General features: G+C 70.1%; 28 protein-coding genes. 12 read left to right on the top strand and 16 right to left on the bottom strand.

Features of this window, described 5'->3' with window-relative positions; translation table 11 throughout:
- Positions 1-18 precede the first annotated feature (18 nt).
- From Ae150APs1_RS07895 to Ae150APs1_RS07885, 3 genes are all read left to right on the top strand, one after another.
- On the top strand, positions 19-681 hold the full coding sequence (locus tag Ae150APs1_RS07895) for a DUF4232 domain-containing protein (protein ID WP_249266261.1): 663 nt from the start codon (positions 19-21) through the stop codon (positions 679-681).
- A gap of 209 nt (positions 682-890) precedes the next feature.
- Positions 891-1259 (top strand): SPW repeat protein, encoded by a 369-nt coding sequence (locus Ae150APs1_RS07890; RefSeq protein WP_075296700.1) that lies wholly within the window; start codon positions 891-893, stop codon positions 1257-1259.
- A gap of 89 nt (positions 1260-1348) precedes the next feature.
- Complete coding sequence (locus Ae150APs1_RS07885; protein WP_075296698.1) at positions 1349-1906, top strand: TetR/AcrR family transcriptional regulator; 558 nt, start codon at positions 1349-1351, stop codon at positions 1904-1906.
- Here the strand turns inward: Ae150APs1_RS07885 and Ae150APs1_RS07880 are convergent, their stop codons facing one another.
- Together Ae150APs1_RS07880 and Ae150APs1_RS07875 are read right to left on the bottom strand one after the other, a co-directional pair.
- Positions 1907-2713 carry a hypothetical protein gene (locus Ae150APs1_RS07880; RefSeq protein WP_139316833.1) on the bottom strand — a complete coding sequence of 269 codons (807 nt, stop codon included), beginning with the start codon at positions 2711-2713 and terminating at the stop codon, positions 1907-1909.
- Between the two features lie 112 nt (positions 2714-2825).
- Positions 2826-3221, bottom strand: a complete 396-nt coding sequence (locus Ae150APs1_RS07875) for a hypothetical protein (RefSeq protein WP_139316832.1) — start codon at positions 3219-3221, stop codon at positions 2826-2828.
- A 276-nt stretch (positions 3222-3497) separates the two neighbouring features.
- Between Ae150APs1_RS07875 and Ae150APs1_RS07870 the strand changes: the two genes are divergently transcribed.
- Together Ae150APs1_RS07870 and Ae150APs1_RS07865 are read left to right on the top strand one after the other, a co-directional pair.
- On the top strand, positions 3498-4547 hold the full coding sequence (locus Ae150APs1_RS07870; RefSeq protein WP_075296692.1) for an ABC transporter substrate-binding protein: 1050 nt from the start codon (positions 3498-3500) through the stop codon (positions 4545-4547).
- A 171-nt stretch (positions 4548-4718) separates the two neighbouring features.
- Complete coding sequence (locus Ae150APs1_RS07865) at positions 4719-5033, top strand: hypothetical protein (RefSeq protein WP_075296690.1); 315 nt, start codon at positions 4719-4721, stop codon at positions 5031-5033.
- 74 nt (positions 5034-5107) lie between these two features.
- On the opposite strand, the gene Ae150APs1_RS07860 is transcribed toward Ae150APs1_RS07865, so the two are convergent.
- Positions 5108-5758 (bottom strand): hypothetical protein, encoded by a 651-nt coding sequence (locus Ae150APs1_RS07860; RefSeq protein WP_075296688.1) that lies wholly within the window; start codon positions 5756-5758, stop codon positions 5108-5110.
- 73 nt (positions 5759-5831) lie between these two features.
- Here Ae150APs1_RS07860 and Ae150APs1_RS07855 point away from each other — a divergent pair, with 73 nt between their 5' ends.
- The gene (locus Ae150APs1_RS07855; RefSeq protein WP_249266260.1) at positions 5832-7136 is read left to right on the top strand and encodes an alpha-amylase family glycosyl hydrolase; all 1305 of its coding nucleotides are present in this window, start codon (positions 5832-5834) and stop codon (positions 7134-7136) included.
- Positions 7137-7144: 8 nt separating this feature from the next.
- Here Ae150APs1_RS07855 and Ae150APs1_RS07850 read toward each other — a convergent pair whose 3' ends face one another.
- Positions 7145-7531: a VOC family protein gene (locus tag Ae150APs1_RS07850; protein WP_075296686.1), complete on the bottom strand. Its 387-nt coding sequence runs from the start codon at positions 7529-7531 to the stop codon at positions 7145-7147.
- Positions 7532-7641: 110 nt separating this feature from the next.
- On the opposite strand from Ae150APs1_RS07850, the gene Ae150APs1_RS07845 reads away from it, so the two are divergent.
- Both Ae150APs1_RS07845 and nadD read left to right on the top strand, forming a co-directional pair.
- On the top strand, positions 7642-8136 hold the full coding sequence (locus Ae150APs1_RS07845) for an alpha-ketoglutarate-dependent dioxygenase AlkB (protein WP_170918058.1): 495 nt from the start codon (positions 7642-7644) through the stop codon (positions 8134-8136).
- 143 nt (positions 8137-8279) lie between these two features.
- The gene (nadD, locus tag Ae150APs1_RS07840) at positions 8280-8873 is read left to right on the top strand and encodes a nicotinate-nucleotide adenylyltransferase (RefSeq protein WP_075296684.1); all 594 of its coding nucleotides are present in this window, start codon (positions 8280-8282) and stop codon (positions 8871-8873) included.
- Between the two features lie 349 nt (positions 8874-9222).
- On the opposite strand, the gene Ae150APs1_RS07835 is transcribed toward nadD, so the two are convergent.
- The 11 genes from Ae150APs1_RS07835 to Ae150APs1_RS07785 all read right to left on the bottom strand — a co-directional run bounded on the left by Ae150APs1_RS07835 (position 9223) and on the right by Ae150APs1_RS07785 (position 16819).
- Positions 9223-10431 carry a site-specific integrase gene (locus Ae150APs1_RS07835; RefSeq protein WP_075296682.1) on the bottom strand — a complete coding sequence of 403 codons (1209 nt, stop codon included), beginning with the start codon at positions 10429-10431 and terminating at the stop codon, positions 9223-9225.
- The gene (locus tag Ae150APs1_RS07830) at positions 10431-10610 is read right to left on the bottom strand and encodes a helix-turn-helix domain-containing protein (RefSeq protein ID WP_075296680.1); all 180 of its coding nucleotides are present in this window, start codon (positions 10608-10610) and stop codon (positions 10431-10433) included. The genes Ae150APs1_RS07835 and Ae150APs1_RS07830 overlap by 1 nt, the downstream gene beginning before the upstream one ends.
- Positions 10607-11968 (bottom strand): replication initiator, encoded by a 1362-nt coding sequence (locus Ae150APs1_RS07825; protein WP_075296678.1) that lies wholly within the window; start codon positions 11966-11968, stop codon positions 10607-10609. The genes Ae150APs1_RS07830 and Ae150APs1_RS07825 overlap by 4 nt, the downstream gene beginning before the upstream one ends.
- 103 nt (positions 11969-12071) lie before the next feature.
- On the bottom strand, positions 12072-12770 hold the full coding sequence (locus tag Ae150APs1_RS07820) for a hypothetical protein (RefSeq protein ID WP_249266259.1): 699 nt from the start codon (positions 12768-12770) through the stop codon (positions 12072-12074).
- Complete coding sequence (locus Ae150APs1_RS07815; RefSeq protein WP_075296674.1) at positions 12734-12949, bottom strand: hypothetical protein; 216 nt, start codon at positions 12947-12949, stop codon at positions 12734-12736. Before Ae150APs1_RS07815 ends, Ae150APs1_RS07820 begins: the two co-directional genes overlap by 37 nt.
- Positions 12949-14349, bottom strand: coding sequence for an FtsK/SpoIIIE domain-containing protein (locus Ae150APs1_RS07810; RefSeq protein ID WP_249266258.1), 1401 nt, complete (start codon positions 14347-14349; stop codon positions 12949-12951). Before Ae150APs1_RS07810 ends, Ae150APs1_RS07815 begins: the two co-directional genes overlap by 1 nt.
- A gap of 129 nt (positions 14350-14478) precedes the next feature.
- Positions 14479-14667: a hypothetical protein gene (locus Ae150APs1_RS07805; RefSeq protein ID WP_020621973.1), complete on the bottom strand. Its 189-nt coding sequence runs from the start codon at positions 14665-14667 to the stop codon at positions 14479-14481.
- A 3-nt stretch (positions 14668-14670) separates the two neighbouring features.
- Positions 14671-15009, bottom strand: a complete 339-nt coding sequence (locus Ae150APs1_RS07800; protein ID WP_075296672.1) for a hypothetical protein — start codon at positions 15007-15009, stop codon at positions 14671-14673.
- A gap of 5 nt (positions 15010-15014) precedes the next feature.
- Positions 15015-15203 carry a hypothetical protein gene (locus tag Ae150APs1_RS07795; protein WP_075296670.1) on the bottom strand — a complete coding sequence of 63 codons (189 nt, stop codon included), beginning with the start codon at positions 15201-15203 and terminating at the stop codon, positions 15015-15017.
- 323 nt (positions 15204-15526) lie between these two features.
- The gene (locus tag Ae150APs1_RS07790) at positions 15527-15928 is read right to left on the bottom strand and encodes a hypothetical protein (RefSeq protein ID WP_075296668.1); all 402 of its coding nucleotides are present in this window, start codon (positions 15926-15928) and stop codon (positions 15527-15529) included.
- Between the two features lie 114 nt (positions 15929-16042).
- Complete coding sequence (locus Ae150APs1_RS07785; protein ID WP_212567174.1) at positions 16043-16819, bottom strand: GntR family transcriptional regulator; 777 nt, start codon at positions 16817-16819, stop codon at positions 16043-16045.
- A gap of 67 nt (positions 16820-16886) precedes the next feature.
- On the opposite strand from Ae150APs1_RS07785, the gene Ae150APs1_RS07780 reads away from it, so the two are divergent.
- The 3 genes from Ae150APs1_RS07780 to Ae150APs1_RS07765 all read left to right on the top strand — a co-directional run bounded on the left by Ae150APs1_RS07780 (position 16887) and on the right by Ae150APs1_RS07765 (position 20719).
- On the top strand, positions 16887-17315 hold the full coding sequence (locus tag Ae150APs1_RS07780; RefSeq protein ID WP_075296664.1) for an NUDIX hydrolase: 429 nt from the start codon (positions 16887-16889) through the stop codon (positions 17313-17315).
- Between the two features lie 394 nt (positions 17316-17709).
- Complete coding sequence (locus Ae150APs1_RS30350; protein ID WP_083679986.1) at positions 17710-19566, top strand: N-6 DNA methylase; 1857 nt, start codon at positions 17710-17712, stop codon at positions 19564-19566.
- Positions 19559-20719, top strand: coding sequence for a restriction endonuclease subunit S (locus Ae150APs1_RS07765; RefSeq protein WP_075296662.1), 1161 nt, complete (start codon positions 19559-19561; stop codon positions 20717-20719). Before Ae150APs1_RS30350 ends, Ae150APs1_RS07765 begins: the two co-directional genes overlap by 8 nt.
- 557 nt (positions 20720-21276) lie before the next feature.
- On the opposite strand, the gene Ae150APs1_RS07760 is transcribed toward Ae150APs1_RS07765, so the two are convergent.
- Positions 21277-21831 (bottom strand): sugar O-acetyltransferase, encoded by a 555-nt coding sequence (locus Ae150APs1_RS07760; protein ID WP_075296660.1) that lies wholly within the window; start codon positions 21829-21831, stop codon positions 21277-21279.
- Between the two features lie 239 nt (positions 21832-22070).
- On the opposite strand from Ae150APs1_RS07760, the gene Ae150APs1_RS07755 reads away from it, so the two are divergent.
- Positions 22071-22739: a YdcF family protein gene (locus Ae150APs1_RS07755; RefSeq protein ID WP_075296658.1), complete on the top strand. Its 669-nt coding sequence runs from the start codon at positions 22071-22073 to the stop codon at positions 22737-22739.
- Positions 22740-22828: the final 89 nt, after the last annotated feature.

The following is a 22828-nucleotide window of genomic DNA, read 5'->3' as shown; positions in this document are numbered from 1 at the left end:
CGGCGAGAGGGTGTCCACATGAGGATCATGCGCGCTCCGCTCGCGGCCGGTCTCCTCGCGGCCGGTCTCCTGCTCGCCGGCTGCGGCGGGGAGTCGTGGCCGACGGCCGCCGGCCCGGTGTCCGAGGCCCCGGCCACGCCGACCCCCGCCCCGACGTCACCGGCCACGGAGTCGGCGCCCCCCACCTCACCGGCGACCGGCGACGAGGACGGCGGGAACGACGGCGGCGGGGACGGTGGCGGAGGGAACGGCGGGGGGAACGGTGCCGCGGGCCGCTGCACCGGGGCCGACCTCGGTGCGAGCGTCGGCCGCACGACCGGCGAGGCCGGACAGCGGCACACCACGATCGTCTGGACCAACACCTCGGGCGAACCGTGCACGATGACCGGGTTCGGCGGCGTCGACCTGCGCGGGCCGGACGACCCGAAGCACGGACCCAGCTACTCGCTGCCACGTGCGGAGAAGCAGGCGTCCACGGTCCGACTGGCTCCGGGCGGCGCCGCGCACACCGTGATCACCTGGCTGCCGGGTGACTGGAAGCCGGCACAGCTCGTCGTCACCCCGCCGGACGAGCGAGCGTCGAAGACGCTGCCGTGGCCGGGCGGCGGGGTGTCCCGGCAGGACGGTGCCACGCGTCCCGGCACCTACATCGGCCCGGTCGCCCCAGGCGGGAGCGCCTGACCCGCACCGCCGCCCCGGCGCCGCCCCGCGCCCTCGTCGAGATGCAGTCCAGCGTTCCTCCGGAGGTCCCCGGAGCGCGCCGAGCTGCATCTCGGCGGGGACGGTCCGGGCACGGGCGGCCCACGTGCAGATGGTCTTGACCGGCCGGCCAATCAAGCGTAAACCGGAGGTATCCCCACAGGGACTCGCAGAGAAGAAGGTGTATCGCGATGGCAGGGACCACTCGGCGGTCGTGGCAGCGCTGGCAGGACTGGGCAGCGCTGGTGATCGGTGTGCTCACGGCTCTCTCGCCCCTCGTGACGGCGACGAACGTCGCCGCCGCATGGACGCTGGTCGTGCTGGGCGTGGTGCTCGCCGCCACGTCGCTCTGGTCGCTCGCCGTGCCCGGCTCGGTGACGAGCGAATGGGTGCACGGCGTGCTCGGCGTCCTGCTGTTCGTGGCGCCGTGGGCCATGGGCTACAGCGCCCTGACCGGGGCGTCCTGGACGTCGTGGGTCGCCGGGGTGCTGACGGTCGCGGTGGCCGCGTCGGCGCTCCCCGCGGCGACGGCGGAGCCCCGCGGGATCGTGGCCCACTGACCGGCCACGACGCACCGGACGTCGTTCCGGGACGGGGGCCGCGACCCGACGGGTCGCGGCCCCCGTCGCGTACCGGGCAGGATCGGGGCGTGCCGCCCACACCGACGACCCCGGAGGACGCCCCCGCCCGGGAGCGGATCCTCGACGCCGCAGAGGACCTGTTCGCCGCGCACGGCTTCGACGCGACGCCCACCTCCCGGGTCGCCGAGCGGGCCGGGGTCCCGAAGGGCCTCGTGCACTACTACTTCCGCCGCAAACCAGACCTGCTCGAGGCCCTGGTCGACCGGCTACCGCATCCCGTACGCGGCCGGGACGTGCTCGTCCCGGGGGATCTGGCGGCCGGGTTGCGTGCGCTGGTCACGGAGCTGGACCGGGTGCTGGAGTCGTCGGCGCTGCTGTCGCACCTGCTCTGGCGCGAGGCCGACACCCACCCCGCGGTGCGCGAGGCGCTGCAGCGGCGCACCACCGAGCTGGAGGACGCCGTGCACGAGGTGCTCGTCCCGGCCGCCGCGGACCCGGAGCGTGTCCGCGGGGCCGCCCGGCTGCTGGCCGCCGCGATCGGGCACCGGCACGCGACGGCCCGGCACACCGGGGACCAGGACGGGATGGAGGCCGAGCTGGCCTTCGTCGCCGGCGCGCTCGGCTGATCAGGGCCAGGGCCGCCAGGGCGCGCCGGTCCCCTCGAACCGCGGCACGGTGTGCTTGCCGTCCGCGGCGCGGTGCAGCGTGTACGCCGACCAGGTCCGCAGGCCCAGGACGAGCAGCAACAGGATGGTCAGGCCGGCCGTCACCGGGCCCAGCCACGGCAGCGGCCCGCTCGCGTTCGCGACGGCGACGACGAGCGGCCCGAGGAACCCGGCCGTCGCCCCGGTGACCAGTGGGAGCTTCGCATCGGCCAGCACCTCGACGGCGATCAGGCGGCGCTGCTCGCCGTCCGGGTCGCCGCCGGAGCGCAGCAGCGTGCGCGCCGCCGCCCGGTCGCGGGCGAGCCCCATCTCCGGGCCGCGGCGGGGCGCGACCCGCGCGGGCGTGCGCGCCGCGTACACCCAGAGCAAGGTGCTGCCGAGCACGCACAGGACCGCGCCGACGACGACCCCCGTGAGCAGGTACGGCGCACGGGACAGGACGTCGGTGGCGACGGTGTAGACCGCGCCGAACCACACGAGCGCGACGACGGCCGCCACCCGGGTCACGACGACGGCGCGGGTCGACGGCGGGCGCACGGTCGGCCAGGGGCCGGCCGGGGTCGTGTGCGGGGCGCGGTCCGCGCCGGGGCCGGAGGTGCCGGGCGCAGGCGTCCCGGGAGCGCCGGGGCCGGGTGTACCGGGCACCGAAGTCCCGGTCGCGCCGGGCGGGGACCACGGCCCGGGCCCGGCACCGGGGTGGACCGGGAGATCGGGGGAGCGGGGACCGGACGGGTGGGGAGCCCGGTCGCCGGTGTCCGGAGCACGCATACCGGCGACGCTACCCGCGGGTCAGGACGGCTCGGACGTGGTGCGCGCCGTGGCGCGCCGGGTGCGGCTCCGGGGCCGCCGAGCGGCGGCAGTGGACCGGGCGAACGGGCCCTCAGGGCCCGGAACGGACCTCGGGCAGCGCCCCGGCGGCGCGGGCGGCGCGCCGCAGCGACAGCCCCCTGAGCAGCGTGACGACCGTCACGCCGACCACGAGCACCGTCACGACCACCACGCCGTCCAGGAAACGCCCGGAGTCCGGCCGGGTCGCCTGCAGCACCAGCTGGTAGCCGATGATCCCGCAGAGCACCGGGAGCTGGAGGACGTTCGCCGACCAGGTCGCGACCGAGGCGGCGACGTGGCGGCGCGTGTCGTCGTCGAGCGGGCGGCCGGCGACCAGGTCGCGCCGGGCGGCCCAGCGGTCGCGCCACCGGCTGGACCACACGGTGGAGGGGTTCGCGACCCGGCCGGGCCAGGAGCCCGCCAGCGGCCAGACGACGGCGACGGCCACCACGAGCACCAGCAGGCCGGCGCCGGCGAGCGCCGTCCGTCCGGGGCCGAGGCCCGGGGGGCGCGACCACGATCCCGATCAGGCCGACGATCGTCAGCGCGACCAGGACGAGCCGCTGCAGCCGTCGCGCCGTGCGCCCCGCCGGGGTCAGGACGGGCCAGTCCTTCCGGGCATCCGCGGCTGTGTCCACGGCCACGACCGTAGACGAATCGGACGTACCGCGCCCGGAGGAAGGTTAGGGTCGCCTTCCCTGTCGTTCCGTGGAGGGAGCTCCCCGTGCCCGTCGTCGTTCCGCCGTCCGCCCGTGCCGTGAGTCGCCGTGGGGTGCTCGCCGGCGCCGCCGGCCTGTTCCTGCTCGCCGGCTGCGGCGGGGGCGAGCAGACGTCCGGTGGGGGAGCCGCGCCGGCGGCCGAGGGCTTCCCAGTGACGGTCCGGCACGCGCTCGGCGAGACGGTGGTCCCGGACCGGCCGCGGCGGGTCGTCACGCTCAGCGCGGCCAACGCCGACGTCGCGCTGGCGATGGGGGTCGTGCCGGTCGCGATCCCGCGGACGGTCTACGGCGGCGACGCGGAGGGCGTCCTGCCCTGGGTGCGCGAGGCGATCGGGACGAGCGGAGCCGAGTTCCCGCAGGTCATCGGGTCCGATGATCTCGCGGTCGTCCCGTTCGAGGAGATCGCGGCCGTCCAGCCCGACCTGGTGCTGGCGACCTACTCCGGGCTGACCCCGCAGGAGTACCAGCAGCTCTCCGCGATCGCGCCGACGATCGCCTACCCGGACGCCGCGTACTCCACCGGCTGGCAGGACCAGACCCGGATCGCCGGCCAGGTGTTCGGTGACCCGGCGCGGGCGCAGCAGCTGATCGACGACACGACGGCGCAGCTCACCGGCGCGACGGGATGGTTCCCGCAGCTCGCCGGGAAGACGTTCCTGTACACCGGCGGGATGGACGGCGGCGCGCTCGGCGTGTTCCGGGCCGGCGACGTCCGGGTCCAGCTGGTGACGGACATGGGCCTGGAGCTCGCCCCGTACGTCGAGCAGAACTCCCCCGGCGGCGACGAGGTCTACTACACGATCAGCACCGAGCTGCTGTCCGGCGTCGACGCGGACCTGCTGATCGGGTTCTTCGGGTCGCCCGAGGAGGTGCAGGCGTTCCGTGCGACGCCGGGCGTCGAGCTGCTTCCCGCGATGGCGCGTGGTGCCTTCGCCCCGGTCGTCGGAGCGGACCGGGTCGTGGCCAGCTCGGCGCCGTCGGTGCTCTCGATCCCGTGGGTGCTCGACTCCTACCTCCCGATCCTGGGCGACGCCGCCACACGCGCCGGAGCCTGACGTCGCTCCGCCGTTCCACCCGGTCCCCTGCGTGGCGTAGCGGACCGGTCACTGCTGGTGAGAGCCGCTGGTCAGCGCGATCGGGTGAATGGTCGTTGCGGGCCGATGTGTTCCTCGTTACCCCGACAAGACCGCAAGCGACGGTCTGTCGAACAACGAGGAGGTTGTGAGATGCGGAAGTCCGTTCGCGGCGCGCTCGTCGGCGCGACCCTGCTGCCCCTGGCCGTCGCGGCCCCGGGCATGGCCTTCGCCGGTTCCACCGGCTACGACGAGGCTCCGAAGAAGGAGCACTCGAAGGACAAGGGCGACGATCACCACAAGCACAAGAAGCACCACAAGCACGACCACAAGAAGTGGGAGCACAAGGAGGAGAAGGAGAAGCCGAAGGGCCCGCTCCCCGAGCTCCCCGCGACCCCGCTCGACCCGATCCTGGACATGATCCCGGCTCCGGAGGCCCCGGCGGCGCCGGACTTCTCGATCAACTGATCGTCGGTCGTCACGACGGGCCGGTCCGGGCGCGAGGGGGTCCCGGACCGGCCCCGCCGTGTGTGCGGGGCCGGTCAGACCGCGGGCGCCGGGTCCGTCGACGGCGGGTCCCGCAGCACCGTGTCGCCCTTCACGAACCACGCGACGCCGAACGCCAGGATCGCGAGCGCCTCCAGCCAGAACAGCGTGTGGAAGCGCTCCGCGACCGCGTCCGGCACCAGCACGGCGTCCAGGAGTGCCAGCGCCAGGCACGCGACGATCGTCCACCCGCAGGTCCGGTAGACGACGTTGCGTGCCGCCCGCCGCCGGTTGCGGACCTCGCCGCGGGTGAACAGCGCGAGGCAGAACCAGGCCAGTCCCGCGAAGAACACCCCTGCCGCGACGAGGTGCAGCCACCCGACGGCGGTCCCGACCGGCGTCGCCCCGTCCTCCGGGCTCGTCGGCAGCAGCGCGACGGCGATCGCCGCCGACCCGGTGAGATTGGCCAGCCGGTTGTCCGGCCGCTCGTAGCGGTAGCAGAACAGGAAGACCCCGACCGCGCAGAGGCTGCCGACGAAGACGTCGCGCATCGGTGAGTAGTAGCGGCTGATCGAGTCGCGCAGCCCGTCCCCGCCGAGCAGCAGGTCGCCGGCGACCAGGACGAAGGGCAGCAGGATGCCGATGATCCCGACCGCGCGCCGCAGACCGAGGTAGGACAGCACGGCACCCTCGGCACGCGAACTCATGATCGAGATCGTCGCAGGGGCCCGTGCCCGCGCGGGCACCGGCCGTCTGCGGCGCCGCCGCCGAGGAGGCAGCATGTCCGCGATGACTCGTACCGCTACGTGGGCCGACCACGCGATCTGGTGGCAGCTGCAGCCGCTCGGCTTCACCGGGGCCGAGCGGGACGCGCTCCCGGCGGACGCCCCGGCCGTGCACCGGCTGGACCGGATCCTGCCCTGGCTGGACTACCTGCTCGAACTCGGCTGCAACGGGCTCGCGCTCGGCCCGGTGTTCGCCTCGCGCACCCACGGCTACGACACCACCGACCACTTCCGGATCGACTCCCGCCTGGGCGACGAGCAGGACTTCGACCGGCTCGTCGAGGCGTGCCGGGCGCGCGGGATCCGGCTGCTGCTCGACGGAGTGTTCAACCACGTCGGACGGGACTTCGACGCGTTCCGGCGGGCCGGACAGGGCGACCCCGACGCCCGCCGCTGGTTCCGCTGGGACGGCGAGCACCCGGTGACCTTCGAGGGGCACGACCGGCTGGTCGCGTTCGACCACGACGAGCCCGCCGTCGCGGACCACGTCGTCGCCGTCATGACGCACTGGCTCGACCGTGGCGCCGACGGCTGGCGGCTCGACGCGGCCTACCAGGTGCCGGACGCGTTCTGGCGCCGGGTGCTGCCGCAGGTCAGGGAGGCGCACCCCGAGGCGTGGATCGCCGGGGAGGTCATCCACGGCGACTACGCGGCCGTCGTCGCCGGGTCCGGGATGGACACCGTCACCCAGTACGAGCTCTGGAAAGCCGTGTGGAGCGCGCTCAACGACCGCAACCTCCACGAGCTCGCGCACGCCGTGGGCAGGCACTCGGCGATGCTGGACACGTTCGCCCCGCTGACCTTCGTCGGGAACCACGACGTCACCCGCCTGGCCAGCACGCTGGACCGGGCCGACCACCTCGGGCACGCGATCGCGGTGCTGATGACGCTCGGCGGGGTGCCGAGCGTCTACGCCGGCGACGAGCAGGCCTTCACCGGGGTCAAGGAGGAGCGCGAGTTCGGCGACGACGCCGTCCGCCCGGTGTTCCCCGACGACCCGTCGGGCCTCGCCCCCTTCGGGGCCCCGGTGTTCGAGCTGCACCAGCGGCTGATCGCGCTGCGCCGCCGGCACCCGTGGCTCACACGGGCGCACACGACCGTCGAGCACCTGACCGACACCGCGATCGCCCTGCGCAGCACCGGCCCCGAGCAGAGCCTGGTGACGCTCCTGTCCGTCGACGACGGACCGCAGCGGTTCCCCGACGGCCTCCGCGGCGCCACGGTCACCGACTCCGAGGGCGGGGCCCCCGACGATCCGCTGCTGCTCGCCCCGCACGCCTGGCGCATCCTCGAGGGCTGAGTCCCGGTTCACGGATGCCGGCCCGACAGCACGCAGAACTCGTTCCCCTCGGGATCGGTGAGGACGACCCAGCTCTGGTCGCCCTGGCCGACGTCGGCGCGGTGGGCGCCCAGGCCGAGCAGGCGGCCGACCTCGTCGTCCTGCCGGTCGGGGCCGGGGTCGAGATCGATGTGGAGCCGGTTCTTGACGGCCTTCGCCTCGGCGACGTGGGCGAACGTCAGCACCGGGGGCACCGGGCCGGTGTGCGTACCGCCTCCCGACGGTGGTGGGGGCCCGATCGTGACGATCCCGTCGTCCTGGTCCCGCACGTCGTAGCCGAGGACCGCGCACCAGAAGCGGGCGAGCTGGCCGGGATCGGCGCAGTCGATCGCGAGTTCGGTGAACGTGCTCGTCATCTCGGCCTCCTGGTCACGGGGTGCGTTCCGGGGCCGGACGCTAGCCGCGGGGGCCGACAGTTCCGCCGGCGGGGTCGAACTTCTGTTCGAACTGGGGTACCGTCTGCCGGGTGGACGCCTGCTGGCAGGGATCGCTGTTCGCCGCCACCGGCGGCGGGCTCTCCGTGGCGTTCCGGCACGAGCTGGCGCACGGTGCCTGGGTCGACGTCGTACCCGGCTGGGTCCCCGACCCCGACCCGCTGTTCGACCGGTTGCGTCGCATCGTCCCGTTCACCGGGCACCGCCGCCGGATGTACGACCGGATGGTCGAGGAGCCGCGGCTGACCCACCGCTGGCTGCTGCCGGATCCCCGCGTGCCGGACCGCCTTCTCGGCATGGGTGCGGAGCTGGGGGAACGGTACGGCGAGGACTTCACCCAGATCGGCGTCAACCTCTACCGCGACGGGGCCGACGGTGTCGCCTGGCACGGGGACCGGGTCGCGCGGGAGCGGCCCGAGGCCGTCGTCGCGCTGGTGTCGCTCGGGGCGACCCGGCCGCTCCGGCTGCGGCGACCGGCGGCGGCGCGTCGGTGTCGTTCCCGCTCGCCTCGGGTGACCTGCTGGTGATGGGCGGCAGCTGCCAGCGGACCTGGCAGCACAGCGTGCCGAAGGTCGCCGCGTCCGGTCCGCGCATCAGCGTCCAGTTCCGGCACCTCTACCCCGGGTCACCGGGGATGCCGCGGGGCGGGGGAGACGCATAGTCTGCGGCGATGCAGCGCAAGATCGGCGTGATGGGCGGGACGTTCGATCCCGTCCACCACGGCCACCTGGTCGCGGCCAGCGAGGTGGCCGACCGGTTCGCCCTCGACGAAGTGATCTTCGTGCCGACCGGCGAGCCCTGGCAGAAGACCGGGCGCGACGTCTCGCCCGCCGAGGACCGCTACCTGATGACGGTCGTCGCGACGGCGTCGAACCCGCGGTTCTCCGTCAGCCGGGTCGACATCGACCGGACGGGACCGACCTACACCGCGGACACCCTCGCCGACCTGCACGGGGCGATGCCCGAGGCGCAGCTGTTCTTCATCACCGGCGCCGACGCGCTCCAGCAGATCCTGTCCTGGCGCAAGGTCGACGAGCTGTTCCGCTACGCCCACTTCGTCGGTGTGACCCGGCCCGGGTACGAACTCGCCGACGGGCACCTGCCCGAGGGTTCCGTCACGACGGTCGAGGTGCCGGCGATGGCGATCTCGTCCAGTGACTGCCGGACGCGCGTCGCCGCGGGGCGGCCGGTCTGGTACCTCGTGCCGGACGGGGTCGTCCAGTACATCTCCAAGCGCAGTCTCTACCTGGATCCGGACCGCTGACCTGCGGTTCCTCTAGGGGAGCGCCCTGCGGGTACAAATCCGGTACAAGATCGTCGGACCGAGCGACGGTGTCAGCCACCGCTGCACGCGGTTAGACTTCACGTTCCGACGTCACCTTCGGATGCGCCGCTTGTTGCGACGCGGGACGGCCACCGTGCGACGGGACTGGGAAGAGATATGGCGAAACCCGAGACGGCTGCATCGCGGTGGGCGCCGACTGTCGGTGGAGTCGCTCTGGGAGCAGCGCTCGGCCTGTCGCTCATGAACGCGTTCGTCTGGGCCAGCGATCAATGGTTGAGCTGGCTGCTCGTGGTGCTTCTTGCGGTGGGTACGACTGCGTTCGGTTCGATCAGTCGATCCGCTCGGCGGTAGGGCGCGGCGCAGCCGGGGCGAGCGCGGTGTCGACGAGCGTCCGGGTCCTGTCCAGGGCGTCCGGCCATTCGTGCGCGTAGGTGTTGAGCGTGATCATCGGCGAGCTGTGTCCTAGGGCGAGCTGCACCGTCTTGACCGATGCCCCGTTGTGGATCAGCAGGGTCGCGAAGTAGTGGCGGAGCCCGTGGAGCCCGAACCCCTGGGGGAGGCGTGCCCGGCGCACGGCCGAGCGCCAGACCGTCGACCAGTTCGAGCGGTGCAGCGGGAGCCCGTTGCCCGTGACGAAGAGCAGCCGAGCGGGCCGCACGATGACGTTGCGCGGGTCGGTCCGGTCCTCGATCTCGACGGTGGCAGGCGGGTAGGTGGCGATGTGGTCGCGTAGCGCGTCGGCGACGATGTCCGGCAGCTCGACCGTGCGGCGGCTCGACCGTGACTTCAGCTCGCCCAGGTAGGCGGGAGCACCGACCATCCGCTTCATCTGGCGGACGACGCGGATCTCTCCGGCGTCGAGGTCGATGTCGTCCAGCTCCAGGCCGAAGATCTCGCCGCCCCGTAGGCCGCACCCGGCTGCGACGTAGGGGACCGCTCGGTAGCGCTCCGCGATCAGCGAGGCCAGGGCGTGGATCTTCTCCGGGCCGGGGATGAAGTAGTCGCGCTTGTCGATCTCCGGCAGCCGGACCCCGGAGCACGGTGACGTGGCGATGACCCGGTCGGACACCGCGGCCCCGAACAGCGATCGCAGGTAGCTGAACACCAGGTGCACCGTCGACGGCGCGAGGACCGTCGAGGTCTCCTTCACCCAGGCTCGTAGGTGGCTCGGGCGCACGTCCGCCATCGCGTGGTGGCCGAGCACCGGGACGATGTGGAGCCGGAGCGCGCGTTCCACCAGATCGGCGGTCGAGTCGCGGTGGAGCTGCGTCGTCTGCCAGGTCTCGGCGTACTCGGCGACGGTGACCCGACCGGCCCGAGGGTCGATGTACTGCCCGCGGGAGATGTCGGCGTGCATGTTGACGTCGTGCCGGTCGGCGTCGACCTTGCGCTCGAACAGTTCGGTACGGGGTTCGCCGGTCTGTGGGTCGATCCAGCGGACCCGCCAGCGCTTCCCGCGGCCGTGGCGCTTCGAGGGGCGTCGCTGGCCTGTCGCCGGGTCCTTCCCCCGTAGGTACCAGAGGTCGTCGACGGGCATCAGGCAGCCCGCCGGTCGAGGGAGTCCAGCCAGCGCTCTACCTCGGCGGGGCGGAACCGGACGTGCTTGCCGACCTTGACCCCGCGCGGGCCGTAGTCCTTCTTCCGCCACTGGTAGACGGTCTGGACCGGCACCCCGAGGTAGTCGGCGAGATCCTGGATGCTCCACAGCTTGTTCATGCCGGGCCTCCCCGGTCCGGGGACCGTCGCTGTTCACGTCGTCGTTCGGCGATGCCGAGTGCGATCTCTCGTTCGGCGTCATTGCGGTGCCCGATGTGGACGACGGCCCAGTCGTTGACCACCAGCACCGCCCCGGGCTCGGCGGGGGTGTCGAGGGCGGCGAGGGTCTCGCCGAGGCGGTAGGTGCGTCGGTCGCCGCGGATCGCGCCGAAGGTCGTGGAGTAGGCGCGGGATTTGGTGAGGAAGTGGCCGCGGAACCCGAGCATGTGCGCCCAGCGCCGCAGGTTTAGCCCCTCGTACTCTTCGCGCCCGCCGAGCTCCCAGGCGGTCTCGATCAGGCGTCGGTGGTGTGGGGTGATGTCGAGGTGGTCGAGGTGGGCGATGTCGCGGATCGGTCGGTCGGTGGCTTCGGATTTGCCGGTGCCCTTGGTGGCGTACTTGGCGACGTAGGCGGCCAGGGCTGAGTCGGTGATCTCGCCGTCGTCGTTCTCCAGCGCCGCCGCGGTGGTGGAGGTGATGGGGCGGATGTCGACCTGCGTGCCCCACGCGAGCAGCAGCGGGGCCCCGTCGGGTCGGTTCACAGTCAGGGACACGTCATGGGCGGCGTCCCGGATGGCGGCGTGGAGCGCGTCGGCGGTGATCCCGGCCGGTGGCGCGGTCCAGGGCCCGTCGGGGCCGTCGAGGCGGACGACGGCGTGGAAGTGGACCAGCCCGCGGCGCTGGTACTCCGCCACCTTGGCGTACGAGAGGCGGGCGTGGTCGCGGAAGTCGCGCACCCGGACGCCGAGCCTCTGTGCGAGCAGGCGTCGGAGTCGGATGGCGAACCGGTTCCAGAGGACGCCGGAGTGGGCCTGCCAGAGGACCGCGCCGATGTAGTCGTGGGTGTCGGGATCGAGGGCGGTACCCACTCGTGGGTCGTCGTGGTGGTGCTTGTCCCCGCAGCGGCAGGGGACGACGAGGCCGCGGGCTGTGATCCGGCGGGTGTGGACCGGCCCGAACGAGGGCGCGGTCAGCGTGACGAACAGTCGCGGGTGTGCGGCGGCGGTGTCGGGGACGCCCTTTCCGCCGGCCATTCCGGAGCGCAGGAGGTGGTAGGCGTCGGAGGCGTAGCGGTCCGAGCAGGCCGGGCACACCGACGCTCGGCGGTTGCCGCAGGGGGCGAGGATCTCGCCGTCGCGTTCGGCGAGGACGGTGCCGGTGGCGCGGTCGTAGATGCGTGATGAGCCGGTCAAGTGGATCGGGGCGGCGCAGCCGCCGATGGCGGTGACCTCGCGTCGCCAGGTCTGGAAGCCGTCGGAGCGCAGCAGGTGGGACAGGTCGTGGTCGTGCTGGTCGGGTGTGGTTGTGGCAGCCGTCATCACGGCATCCCTCCCGGGGATGGTTCGTGGCGGTGGGTTAGGGGTGGCGCCGGCCCCGCCGGGAGCTGGTCTCGCGCGGCGGGGCCGGGCCGGATTGCCGGGGTCAGCGGCGGTAGAGGCGGTGCTCGTGCTCGATCTCGACCGGCCCCGGCGTGAAGCCGTGGTAGCGGGCCAGGAGCCGGGCAGCGGCTCGATAGGACGAGGCGTGGCCGACGAGTGCGCCGTGGTCGTTCTCGACCCGGTAGCGGCCGCCGTCGCGCAGCACGGTCCCGCCCTGCCCGGTCGTGCCGAGACAGACCAGCGCCTTACCGGGCTCGACGACGTCGACGTTGATCACCCCGGTGGAGCGCTGCGGTTCCTTCTGCGGTTCGGGTGCCCGGGTCGGTTCCGGGATGGGCCGGAGGTGGTCCCAGCGTGACACCATGTCCCGGGTCGCCTTCGGCACGAGCACCGACCGTGCCGGGCCCTCAGTGCCGTTGTGGTGGACGTGGTGGGTGCCGCCGAGCCGCAGGTGCCCGATGTCGAGAAGCTGACCGACGGTGTCCCCGTCGTGGCGGGTGACGGCGTCGGCGCAGCCGGGTCGGGCCGGGTCCGCACGCAGCACGAGGCCGGTGCGCTCGATGACGAACAGCCCCGGGTCCTGGGCCAGACCGACCACACGGGCGACCTCCCGCGGGTCCTGCGTCGCGGCGGGCCCGTGGTCGGTGGTCTCGACGGTGACCGGGTCCCCAAACAACGCACCCTGCACCGTGCTCGCCTGGCCGGTCATGCCGACCACCACCAGGTGGCGCGGGCCTCCCACGACCACTCCCGGGCGAGCTGCCGGACGACGTACCACTCCGCCACGACCGCACCGCCCGTGACGACCCAGAACCAGCCCGACGCTGATCCGAGGTAGAGCCAGGTCCCACCGACGATCAGCGCGAAGAGCAGGGTGAACTTGAGCCAGGTGCACAGGACCCATGCGGTGGTGGTGCCCATCAGGCGGCCCCCCGCTCGGTGTCGAGGTCGATCACGTCCGCGTCCGGCGGGGGCGTGCAGCGGGTCACCAGCTCGGTGATGTCGTCGTCGGAGACGAACGCGGCCCGGAAGCGGACCGGCAGGCGGGAGCCCTTGTCGATGACGAAGCCGATCCCGGCGTGGCGGGCGTCGCCAGGGATCTCATCGGCCAGCGCCCCGCGCTCCCGAGCCCCTTCGCCGAGGACCATGTCGACATGGCTCGCCGCGGTGACGCCGAGGCAGATCCGCTGGGTGAACAGCTCCCGCACGTCCACGACGTCCTTGGAGGGCTCCTGCAGGTAGCCGTGGACGGCGAACAGCGACGCCCGCCCCTGGGTCATGACCTCCGCCAGTAGCCGCAGGGCGTCCCGGACCGAGGTGCGGTCGCCGTAGGCGGTGAGCATGGCCATTTCGTCGATGACCAGCAGCTCCACCGGGGTGCCGGTCGAGGGGGTGGCGGCGCGGATGTTCTGGTCGCGCATGTCGTCCTGCCGGTCGCGCATCGCATCCCGGAACTCCGTCAGGAGTTCGAGGGCGGCGGGCATGGTGGTGGCGTAGCGGTGGAACAGCGGGGCGCCCTGCTCGGTCTCCACACCGCCCTTGAGGTCGACCATCCAGACCCGGACGATGCCGTCGCGGATGCACGGGCCGACCCCGCGCAGCGTGGACCAGAGCACGGAGCCCTTGCCTGCTCCGGAGGCGCCGGCCACGAGGCGGTGTCCGCCGATCACGGGTGCGGTGAAGGGTTCGCCGCGCTCGTTGTCCCCGAGCTCCACCGCACCCAGGTCCACATCCTCGGTGGTCTCGGGGATGTCCGGGGCGGGGATGGTGCGGGTGAAGGGCAACTCCCACTCGATGACGATCGCCACGACGCCGGGTCGGTGTCGGGTGATGGCGACCCGGTGCGCGATCAGGGCCTCCCACAGCACGGAGGAGCGTTCCTGCCAAAACGCGACGTCCTGGCCGCGGACCATGCGGACGTAGACGGTGTCGATCGATCGCGACGACGACCGCACCCGCAGCACCCGGGGCACGAGTAGATCGCCGGTGTGCCGGTGCTCCTTTGTCAGCCCGGTGTCGGACATCAGCTGCGCCCACCGACGTCCCCGGTAGACCGTCCACCGCCGCCAGGTGGCCCGCAGAGCGGGTGCGGCGAACCGGTCGAAGGTATCCGGGTGGGCACGGCCCCAGACCGCTACGAAGCCCGCCAAGGCGCCGAGCAGGAGCGCCGACAGGATCGGCCCCAGCATCAGCGCCAGGCCCAGGACGATCAGGGGAACGGCGACGAACCCCGGGTGCCGTGCGGTCCAGGCCAGCGCCTGGAACTCCCGACCCGGGGGTCGAGACGCACGCCCGACGTGGGTGCGTGCCGGGCCGTTCATGCGTGTTGCGGTGCTACTACGCTTGTTCACTGCTACCAGTCCTCACGAGAGTTGTCGGGTAGCAGGGGCGCCCGCTGTGTGTTTCCGCCAAGAATCAGTGCAGCGGGCGACCCCACCACCCAAGATGGGTTACTTCTGATCGCGCAAAGCCCCACGCGCCGAATCGAGATGCACGGTCAGATGGGCGACGTCGCGGGCGAGGTTGTCGTGGGTGTTCTTGAACCCACCCGTCCGATACGGAATCCCATGCAGCGAACGCTTGAGTTCGCGCATCGCGGCATCCAGCTCCTCGACGGTCCGGTCCACAGCCTTCGACATGGGTCACTTCCTCCATTCGCGGGAGACCAACTCGGCCTCCCACTTCTTCGCCGCCGACGCCATCACCCGAAGGGAGGCGTGGGCGGTCTTCGCCGAGGCCCGGATCTCCTCCGGCGACGCAGTCGACCAGTGCTCCCCGCCCGCTCCGCTCTTGGCCGACACGCCTTTCCCGCCCCGCTTGGGCTTGGTGTCGGTGGCCTTCGCAGCGACCTTGTCCGCCTCGGCGAGGGCGTCCCCGACCAGCTGCAATGCCCGCCAGAACTCCCCGTACTTGCGCAGCGCGCGCCTGTTGACCTTCGGCAACGTCTTGACCCGATCCCGGGCCCCGAGGTTGATCGCCACGGCCCTCAGACCCCCTTGCGGATCGCGAGCTGGGCCAGGCGCAGTCCCTCAGCGACCCCGGCCCGCCACGCCTGCTCCGTCGCCACCACCGGGTGCTCGGTGCGGGCCCAGCGGCGCCGCTCGATCTCCAACCGCCGCACCAGCCGACCCACACCGGTCGTCACCCGCGGACGGGTGTTCGTGGTCGTGCTCATGCCGTCATCTCCATCCCGACCGACGGCACCGGGCCGTGGGTCTCGCCGTCTCCGAAGCAGCCCGGGCAGACCCCGGAACCACCACACGCCCCACACTCGACGCCTGAGGTCGAGTCGCCGTAGCCGTCACACACATCGCACGCCCCACTACCGCTGCATTCGCCACACACCACCGCAGATCACCCCTGATCGAGGACACAGGTGTCCCCATCTCGGAATTACTGGGAATTACCGGAACACCATTCCGGCGAACAGATGGGCCGCTACATCAGGCGACCAGCCCGCTTACGCTCGCGGGCATACTCGACGCGTAGAGGCGTCGGTCAGGAGTGGTTCTCGTCGTCCTTGCCCCGCCGCATCGGCGCAGGAGCCGGGTGGGCATGCTTGAGACCCATCGCCTTGAACGCGATCCCCGACACCGTCCGCCCATCCGGAGACTCGATCGAGTACGGGTTGATCTTCGGGTCGATCAACTGCACCCGGGCGTCCTCCCCGAACCCCTCCCCGGGGTCGGTCGTCAGGGTCACCTTGATCTCCTCACCCTTCGGGGCCCGCTGCCCCGCCTGCACCTGCAACTTCGCGAACAGCGACACCACGAACTGCGTGACCCCGTCCCGGTCGGTCACCGGCACCTCGGCGCCGTTCGCGTCCTGGCGGGTCTTGGGCGCGGGCGGCTCCACCACCGTGAGCTTGTAGCCGTCGAGCACCACCGGAAGATCCCTCATCACTCTATCCTCTCGCGACCCCTCATGACTGGACGTCTAGGGGAGTAATGACGAGAGTAGAGCACGTCTAGACGAGTTGCAACAAGAAGTCTGTCAGCCCTGCGTTCCCGCAGCTCAGCGGGCGGGGATGTCGTACTCCAGCACGTACGCGGGGGCCGCCTTGACGGTGTCGCACACCTCGACGGGGACACCGGCGGTGTCGTAGGCGGTCCGGACGACGACCAGGACCGGGACACCGTCGGGGAGCTCCAGGCGGCGGCGCTCGTCGGCAGTGGGCATCCGGGCGGTGACCTCCTCGACGAAGTGATCGAGGACGTGCCCGGACTCCTCCAGGCGCGCGTAGATCCCGCCGGGGCCGGTGTTGGCCTCCAGGATCGCGGTGCCCTCCGCGATGGTTAGCGGTAGGAACGATGTCGCGACCTCGATCGGACGGTTGTCGGCGAGGTAGCGCCGGGACCGGACCGCGACCCGCTCATCGTCGGAGAGCCGGAGGCGTTCGCGGACATCGGCCGGGGGAGTGGCCCGGTCAATCTCGATCTGGTCGACCGACGGGCGCACACCGGCCTTGTCGGCCTCGGCGAGGAACGCCGCTTGCCCAGCGTCACGGTGCTTGCGCGCGAACCGATCCGACGCGAGCCGTCGCACGGGGGCGGGCATCCGCACGAAGACCCCACGCCCGTGCTCGGCCACCACGCGGCCCTCGGTGCGTAGCTCCTGGATCGCCTGGCGAGCGGTCATCCGCGCGACCGAGTAGTGCCGGGTCAGCTCAGCCTCGGACGGGAGCTTGTCACCGGCGGTCAGCTCGCCGCGGTCCATCGCCGACCGCAGGTGGTCCGCGATCTGCCGGTAGGGCGGCCGGCCGTCCTGACGATCGATCTCACCAAGCTGCACGCAGTTCTCCACTCCCATAGACAAGCGGGTAGCCTAGCGTTCGCTGTCAACCAGGGAGGCGGTAGTCATGACCGGCACGCCGAAGCATTCCGTGAGTGTCGCCGGAATCGTCGTGCGCGACGACGGCCGCATCCTCGTCATTCAGCGCCGCGACAACTCCCACTGGGAGCCCCCCGGCGGGGTCCTGGAGCTGGGGGAGACCTTCGAACAGGGTGTGCGCCGTGAGGTCATCGAAGAGACCGGCATCGCCGTCGAGGTTGAGCGGCTGACCGGCGCCTACAAGAACCTGCCCCGCGGCATCGTTGCTCTCGTCTTCCGGTGCCGACCCACCGGCGGCGAGCCCACCACCACCGACGAGTCGCGCCGCGTCGACTGGCTCACCCCCGACCAGGTCGTCGAGCACATGGACCCCGCCTACGCTGTCCGCGTCCTCGACGCCCTCACTGACGAGCCAGCCTCTCGCGCCCACGACGGCGTGCAGCTTGTAGCCCCCTGACCGGAGCCTAGGAGGGCGGCAGCGCTTGCCGTGTCTAGACCTTCCATTCGGTATCAAGGCGGCGCCTGCGGCGCCGCGCCCTGTGCTGTGTCTGTGATCGCGCAAGCTCTCGCCGGGCATGCGGCCTGGCGGCCGGTCCCGGCGGGCGCGCGCGACCACGAGGAACCGGGCGCAGCACCGCAGCCAAAATCCACCCCCTGCCACGAGGGGACGCAGCCTCTTGAGGGGCCCGATCGAGGGATGGACCGAGGTGTCACCGCCGCCTCGCGATAGAGGCGCCAAGACCCGCCCGCCTATAGACGACCCGAGCAGCCTCGGACTGATCGTCGAACATAAGATCGGCTCCAGCAGTGGGAGGCACGTCCTTCGTTACGGGGCCAGGAGGACTGACGGCATGGCAGAGAGTACAACCGAAAACCTTTTCCGGGAGTTCTACGGAGCCTCAACGTTCGTCGAGAAGCGCGATATCCCCAAGTCGTTCGGGTTTCAGTCCAAGCGCATTGGGTCCACGGTCGACGGCTACCCTGACTTCTTTAAGGACATGGGGTCCTGGCTGATCGTTGTCGAGGCGAAGTCCGGAGAGGCAGGTCCGAGATCGGACCACGCTGCGGCTGAGGTCGATGTCCGCAGCTACATGACGGTGAACGCTGTGCCGCATAGTGACATAATCGGCATTGCTGTATCCGGGCAGACTGCGGACTCGCTTCGAGTGACGCATTTCTTCCGCAAAGCGGGAACAGACGAGGTCGAGGAGCTGAACAGTCCCAGGAGTCTGGTAAGCCTCGACGCGCTGGCGAGGCATTACGAGGCTGTCGCACACGGCGACCCCCTCTCCGACTCCGAGCTGCGACGGTTCTTGATCCAGCTTAACGAGCGATTTCACAAAGACTCTCGTGTGCGCGATACGGAGCGGTCACTATTTTTCTCGGCGTTGATGATTGCGCTGGACGACCCGCAGTTCCGTGGTGTCTATCAGGCTCAGGTTGTCCCTGAAGACACTCGTCTGGTAGAGGCTCGGTACCTAAATGACGAGATTGTGTCGGCTGTCAAGCGCCAGCTGGTCAAGAAAGTCAACTCAGAGTCGAAGCAAATCGATTGGGAAGACCGCTTCGCCTTCATTAAGACGGTGGATATTCCGCTGACGGAGTACAAGGACATCATCAGCGACATTGACGAGCGTGTACATCAGCCCTCGAAGCGCGCGATGAAGCGCGATATCCTCGGTCGGGCGTATAAGATCTTCCTATCGCGCGCCGGGAAGATGGATAACAGGAACATTATCCTGACGCCAGACCACATCAAGACGCTTATGGTCGACCTTGCGGGGTTAGGTCGGGACGATGTCGTCCTCGACACCTGCATGGGTTCCGGCGGCTTCCTAATGGACGCCATGGAGCAACTCGTCGACAAAGCCCACGGCGACGAAAGGCGGATCGACAGTATCCACGAGCACCAGTTGATCGGGATGGAGCTAGACCCGATCTTGTTCGCCTTGGCCTGTTCCAACATGTTCTTGCATGGGGACGGGCGCTCGAACCTGCTCTACCGGGACTCGCTCGTGACGAGAGATCGCTCCTTCGCCGTCAAGGCGACGGATAGGAAGCTGCGCGACTATGTGCGAAATCTGGGTCCGACGAAGTGCGTAATTAACCCTCCGTACGAGCACGATAATCCGATTAACTTCACGATGTCGGCGATCGAGTACCTTGAGGAGGGCGGCCGGCTGATTATAATTATGCCGGTGAACACGCTCTCGAAGGACGCGAAAGCAGCTGCCGCGATCCTCAAGAAGGCGCGTCTGGATTTCGTGATCGACATGCCCCAACAGCTCTTCTTCGAGCAGCAGCGCGGTGTCAAGACCTCCGTGTACGGTTTCACGAAATCCGCTAACGGGCATGAGCGTGACTCTCTCGTGACCTTCATCGACATGGAGGATGACGGGCACGAGGTTCGAGTGGGGCACGGCCGTAAGGACACTGGTCGTTGGGCGGCGATCGCGGCGCGGACCTTGAAGGCGGTGCGGGACAGTCTGGAAGATCAGAAAGCCCGCTCCTGGCGAACGACGATCTTCGACGTAGAGGGGGCCCTTTTTGCGCGCGGCGTCCGGCGCAACCCGTGGCCGGAGACGCAGTCCCACGACCTCGAGGCAGCCGTAGCCGATTGGCAGGAGGCGCGAGCAGAGCGAGAGGCTGCACAGGCGCGGATGGCTCAGGTCCTGACCGAGGCTGGCATCGGTGGGTTTGATGCCTGAGTGGCCGACAACAACGGTCGGCGCGCACGTCGAGCGGTGCTTGGAACGGGTGTCGATAGATCCGGGGATCGAGTACGACACCATGGGCGTGCGCTGGTACGGCAAAGGTGCATACCTACGTCCCCCGAGATCCCCACAGACCAAAACTCTCGCCGTCGCGCGCGAGGGGGATTTCGTGTTTTGCCGTATCGACACGCAGAACGGCCCGTTCGCTGTGGTCCCGGCTGACCTCAACGGAGCGCTGGTCACCAACGAATTTCCCCTGTACTCCGTCGATTCGCACTCGGTTGATCGCCAGTTTCTCGTTCTTTGTTTCTCTAGTCGAGGCACCCTCGAACGAATCGGGAAGCGCAGAGAGGGGCGAGATGGGCGAGCGCGGTGGAAGGAAGCAGACTTCGAAGGCTGGGAGATCCCCTGGCCCCCTCTCGAGATACAGCGCAAGATCGTCGAGGTGGTTTCTGCAGTCGACGCCACAGTCGATGCACTCAACGCCGAGGTTAAGGCGGCGAGGACTGCCCGCGCTGCACTTTTGGATCGTTTGATCCGCGACCTTGGCGAGGAGGTCACGAAGTCTACGCTTCGCGACGTCGCGCAATGGTCCTCCGGAGGAACGCCGAAGGCCGACAATAAGTTATTCTACTCCGGTGAAATTCCTTGGGCGATTATCAGCGATGTACGGGGCAGGCTCATTTACGAAACGACTCGGAAAATCTCGTCAGCGGGGCTCGAGGCGATTGGTGGAACCAAGAGTCTAGTACCCGCAGGATCGGTGCTGATCACTATGTATGGTACTATCGGCAATTCAGCGATCACTGGCATACCGATGGCGACCAATCAGGCTATCTGTCGGGGCATTCCCAACGGGTCAGTCTCAGCCGACTACCTCCGGCTCTGGATTAGTGCACGAGTCGCGGACCTTGTTCTGCTTGCCGAGGGAAAAATCCAGCAGAATATTAGCAAGAGTAAGATCGAATCCTTCCCCATCATCTATCCTCGTCCGGAAAATCAGCAGAAGGTAGTCGATATAATGACGATCGTGGATGATCAAATCCAGGCGTTGGAGTTGGAGATCAGGCGAGCCACCACGGCGCGGGCCGCACTCCTGGATTCGCTACTCGAGCGCAAGGTTGACGTGGTTGTCGCCGAGGACTAAGGCGGTTGATTCAATTAGGCGCACGTCCGGGGTGCGTGACGGATCGGGCATCTCTCGGAGGAATATGCTAATGAGTTCCGCTTCTGCGGAGGGCTGTCAGCTTTCCCTGCGTCGGCCAGTTGGATTCTCTTGCGCAGTGCGTAAGAGTTGTTAAGGCTGGCCCTCGCCGGGCGGGCAGGTCTCCAGGATGGCGGCTTCGTGCCATCCCGCCGACCTCCCGGAGGGCGTACCGCACGGAAACCCGTGAGCGGAGCGTGGCACGGTCGGGTGCGATCACGTCGAGGGCCGCCCACGGGCTCCCGCACGGTCGGTCTGGCGACAGGTCGACGGGATGGCACTCAGAAGGCGCGGGGGAGCGGGCTCTCCCCCGGGTTACCCCCAGAATTCAACGGCAGAAGCCGCCGCCGGACCGTCGTCGGTGGAATATGCGGCGGCGGGTCCGCGCAGTGCATGAGTGACGACGGCGAACATCGGGCATCGTCGGAAGTAGTGGATCTTGTCTCCGCGGGTTGAGGGTCGATGCTGACGATCGCAACGGGGCCGATGGCCGTGGCTCCTCATAACTCGCGGACGAGTCGGCCCGGGTTCCCTGCGACAAGTACGCGGTCAGACACATCGCGTGTCACAACGCTGCCCGCCCCGATCACGGCATCCGCCCCGATGGTCACGCCGGGGCAGACGATGACCCCGGCGCCGAGCCAGGTGTTGCTCCCGATGCTGATGGGCAGGGGGCGCTCCCATCCCTCGCGACGGCGGTCGTGGTCGTCCACGGGGTGTTGCGCCGTGAGGAGCTGGGTGCGCGGTCCGATCCGGACGTCGTCGCCGATGGTGATGGTGGCGTCGTCCATGAAGAGGGCGTCGTGGTTGACGAAGGCGCGGTGGCCGAGGGTGATGTGGGTGCCGTAGCTGCACAGGAAGCGGGGCAGCACCACGACGCCGTCGCCGAGTCGGCCGACGATGTCGCGGAGGAGGGCTGCGCGTTCGTCGTCGTCATCGGTGCCGGTTGCGTTGAACCGGTCGAGGAGGCGCCCGCAGCGACGACGGTCGTCGGCGAGGTCGGGTTCGTCGAGGTACCAGTCGTTGCGGAGCATGCGTTCCTTGTGCTCGCCCACACTGCTGATCCTGGGTCCCGAATGTCCTCGGGTACAAATCCGGTACAAACCAGCCCGGCCAGCGACACCCAACGACGACCGGCCACCACCATCGAACCCGCAGCTCAGCGGCCGGATCGGCGGTGTTTCGGGTGGTCGGCATTTCCCCAGCGGCAGTACATCTCCAAGCGCAGTCTCTACGTGGATCCGGGTCGCTGAACTGCGGTCCCGCTCCCTCCGCCCGATCACCGCGAGCCCCGATGAGCCGACACCGTGCACCCCTCGACGACCCCGACATCGCCCGCGCCGCCGAGACCCTGTGGGCCTACCACCGACTCGACGACGCCTGGGACGTCACGACCGACGTGGGCATCGGACTCGGCGGTCACGACCTGTCCGTCGTCGACGCGGCCGTCCAGCTCTTCCGGTGCGACCGGTTCCCGCTGATCGTGTTCACCGGGGCCAACGCGCCCACCACCATCGACCGCTTTCCCCGAGGGGAGGCGGTCCACTTCCGCGAACGCGCCCTGGAGCTCGGTGTCCCCGCCGCGTCGGTCCTGAGTGAGCCGACGGCGACGAACACCGGTGAGAACATCACCCGCACCCGGGCACTCCTTGCCGACGCCGGCGTCGTCCCGGCCACGGTCACGCTGATCAGCCGCCCGTACCAACAACGCCGGGCCCGGGCCACCTGCCGCGCGCTCTGGCCCGAGGTCGATGTCGTCACCGCCGGCGCGCAGACGGGTATCCGGGACTACATCGAGACGATCGGCGACGAGTACCGCGTCATCACCATGCTCGTCGGCGACACCCAGCGCATCGGGGTCTACGCCGACCGCGGGTTCGCCGCTCCCGAGCCCATGCCCGACGACGTCCGAGCAGCGTTCGAACTGCTCGTCCGACGGGGCTACACCGGGCGACTCGTCTGACTGCCGACCGTCGGGAACGGACCGGCCCGCGCCTGCTCGGGGGCCGTGCACCCCGCTCCCGCCCTGTCTCACTGTTTCGGATGGCCTGC

It is taken from the genome of Pseudonocardia sp. Ae150A_Ps1, assembly GCF_001932315.1.
Lineage (GTDB): Bacteria > Actinomycetota > Actinomycetes > Mycobacteriales > Pseudonocardiaceae > Pseudonocardia.
Note: the sequence above shows the minus strand (reverse complement) of the source record. Positions and strands in the feature narration are given on the sequence as shown.

Bases quoted from the DNA above. Each gene is read 5' to 3' on its own strand.
- Ae150APs1_RS07895 (WP_249266261.1), top strand. From the start codon at position 19: ATGAGGATCATGCGCGCTCCGCTCGCGGCCGGTCTCCTCGCGGCCGGT.
- Ae150APs1_RS07890 (WP_075296700.1), top strand. From the start codon at position 891: ATGGCAGGGACCACTCGGCGGTCGTGGCAGCGCTGGCAGGACTGGGCA.
- Ae150APs1_RS07880 (WP_139316833.1), bottom strand. From the start codon at position 2,713: ATGCGTGCTCCGGACACCGGCGACCGGGCTCCCCACCCGTCCGGTCCC.
- Ae150APs1_RS07865 (WP_075296690.1), top strand. From the start codon at position 4,719: ATGCGGAAGTCCGTTCGCGGCGCGCTCGTCGGCGCGACCCTGCTGCCC.
- Ae150APs1_RS07860 (WP_075296688.1), bottom strand. From the start codon at position 5,758: ATGAGTTCGCGTGCCGAGGGTGCCGTGCTGTCCTACCTCGGTCTGCGG.
- Ae150APs1_RS07855 (WP_249266260.1), top strand. From the start codon at position 5,832: ATGTCCGCGATGACTCGTACCGCTACGTGGGCCGACCACGCGATCTGG.
- Ae150APs1_RS07850 (WP_075296686.1), bottom strand. From the start codon at position 7,531: ATGACGAGCACGTTCACCGAACTCGCGATCGACTGCGCCGATCCCGGC.
- nadD (WP_075296684.1), top strand. From the start codon at position 8,280: ATGCAGCGCAAGATCGGCGTGATGGGCGGGACGTTCGATCCCGTCCAC.
- Ae150APs1_RS07835 (WP_075296682.1), bottom strand. From the start codon at position 10,431: ATGCCCGTCGACGACCTCTGGTACCTACGGGGGAAGGACCCGGCGACA.
- Ae150APs1_RS07830 (WP_075296680.1), bottom strand. From the start codon at position 10,610: ATGAACAAGCTGTGGAGCATCCAGGATCTCGCCGACTACCTCGGGGTG.
- Ae150APs1_RS07825 (WP_075296678.1), bottom strand. From the start codon at position 11,968: ATGACGGCTGCCACAACCACACCCGACCAGCACGACCACGACCTGTCC.
- Ae150APs1_RS07815 (WP_075296674.1), bottom strand. From the start codon at position 12,949: ATGGGCACCACCACCGCATGGGTCCTGTGCACCTGGCTCAAGTTCACC.
- Ae150APs1_RS07810 (WP_249266258.1), bottom strand. From the start codon at position 14,349: ATGAACGGCCCGGCACGCACCCACGTCGGGCGTGCGTCTCGACCCCCG.
- Ae150APs1_RS07805 (WP_020621973.1), bottom strand. From the start codon at position 14,667: ATGTCGAAGGCTGTGGACCGGACCGTCGAGGAGCTGGATGCCGCGATG.
- Ae150APs1_RS07795 (WP_075296670.1), bottom strand. From the start codon at position 15,203: ATGAGCACGACCACGAACACCCGTCCGCGGGTGACGACCGGTGTGGGT.
- Ae150APs1_RS07790 (WP_075296668.1), bottom strand. From the start codon at position 15,928: ATGAGGGATCTTCCGGTGGTGCTCGACGGCTACAAGCTCACGGTGGTG.
- Ae150APs1_RS07780 (WP_075296664.1), top strand. From the start codon at position 16,887: ATGACCGGCACGCCGAAGCATTCCGTGAGTGTCGCCGGAATCGTCGTG.
- Ae150APs1_RS30350 (WP_083679986.1), top strand. From the start codon at position 17,710: ATGGCAGAGAGTACAACCGAAAACCTTTTCCGGGAGTTCTACGGAGCC.
- Ae150APs1_RS07765 (WP_075296662.1), top strand. From the start codon at position 19,559: ATGCCTGAGTGGCCGACAACAACGGTCGGCGCGCACGTCGAGCGGTGC.
- Ae150APs1_RS07755 (WP_075296658.1), top strand. From the start codon at position 22,071: ATGAGCCGACACCGTGCACCCCTCGACGACCCCGACATCGCCCGCGCC.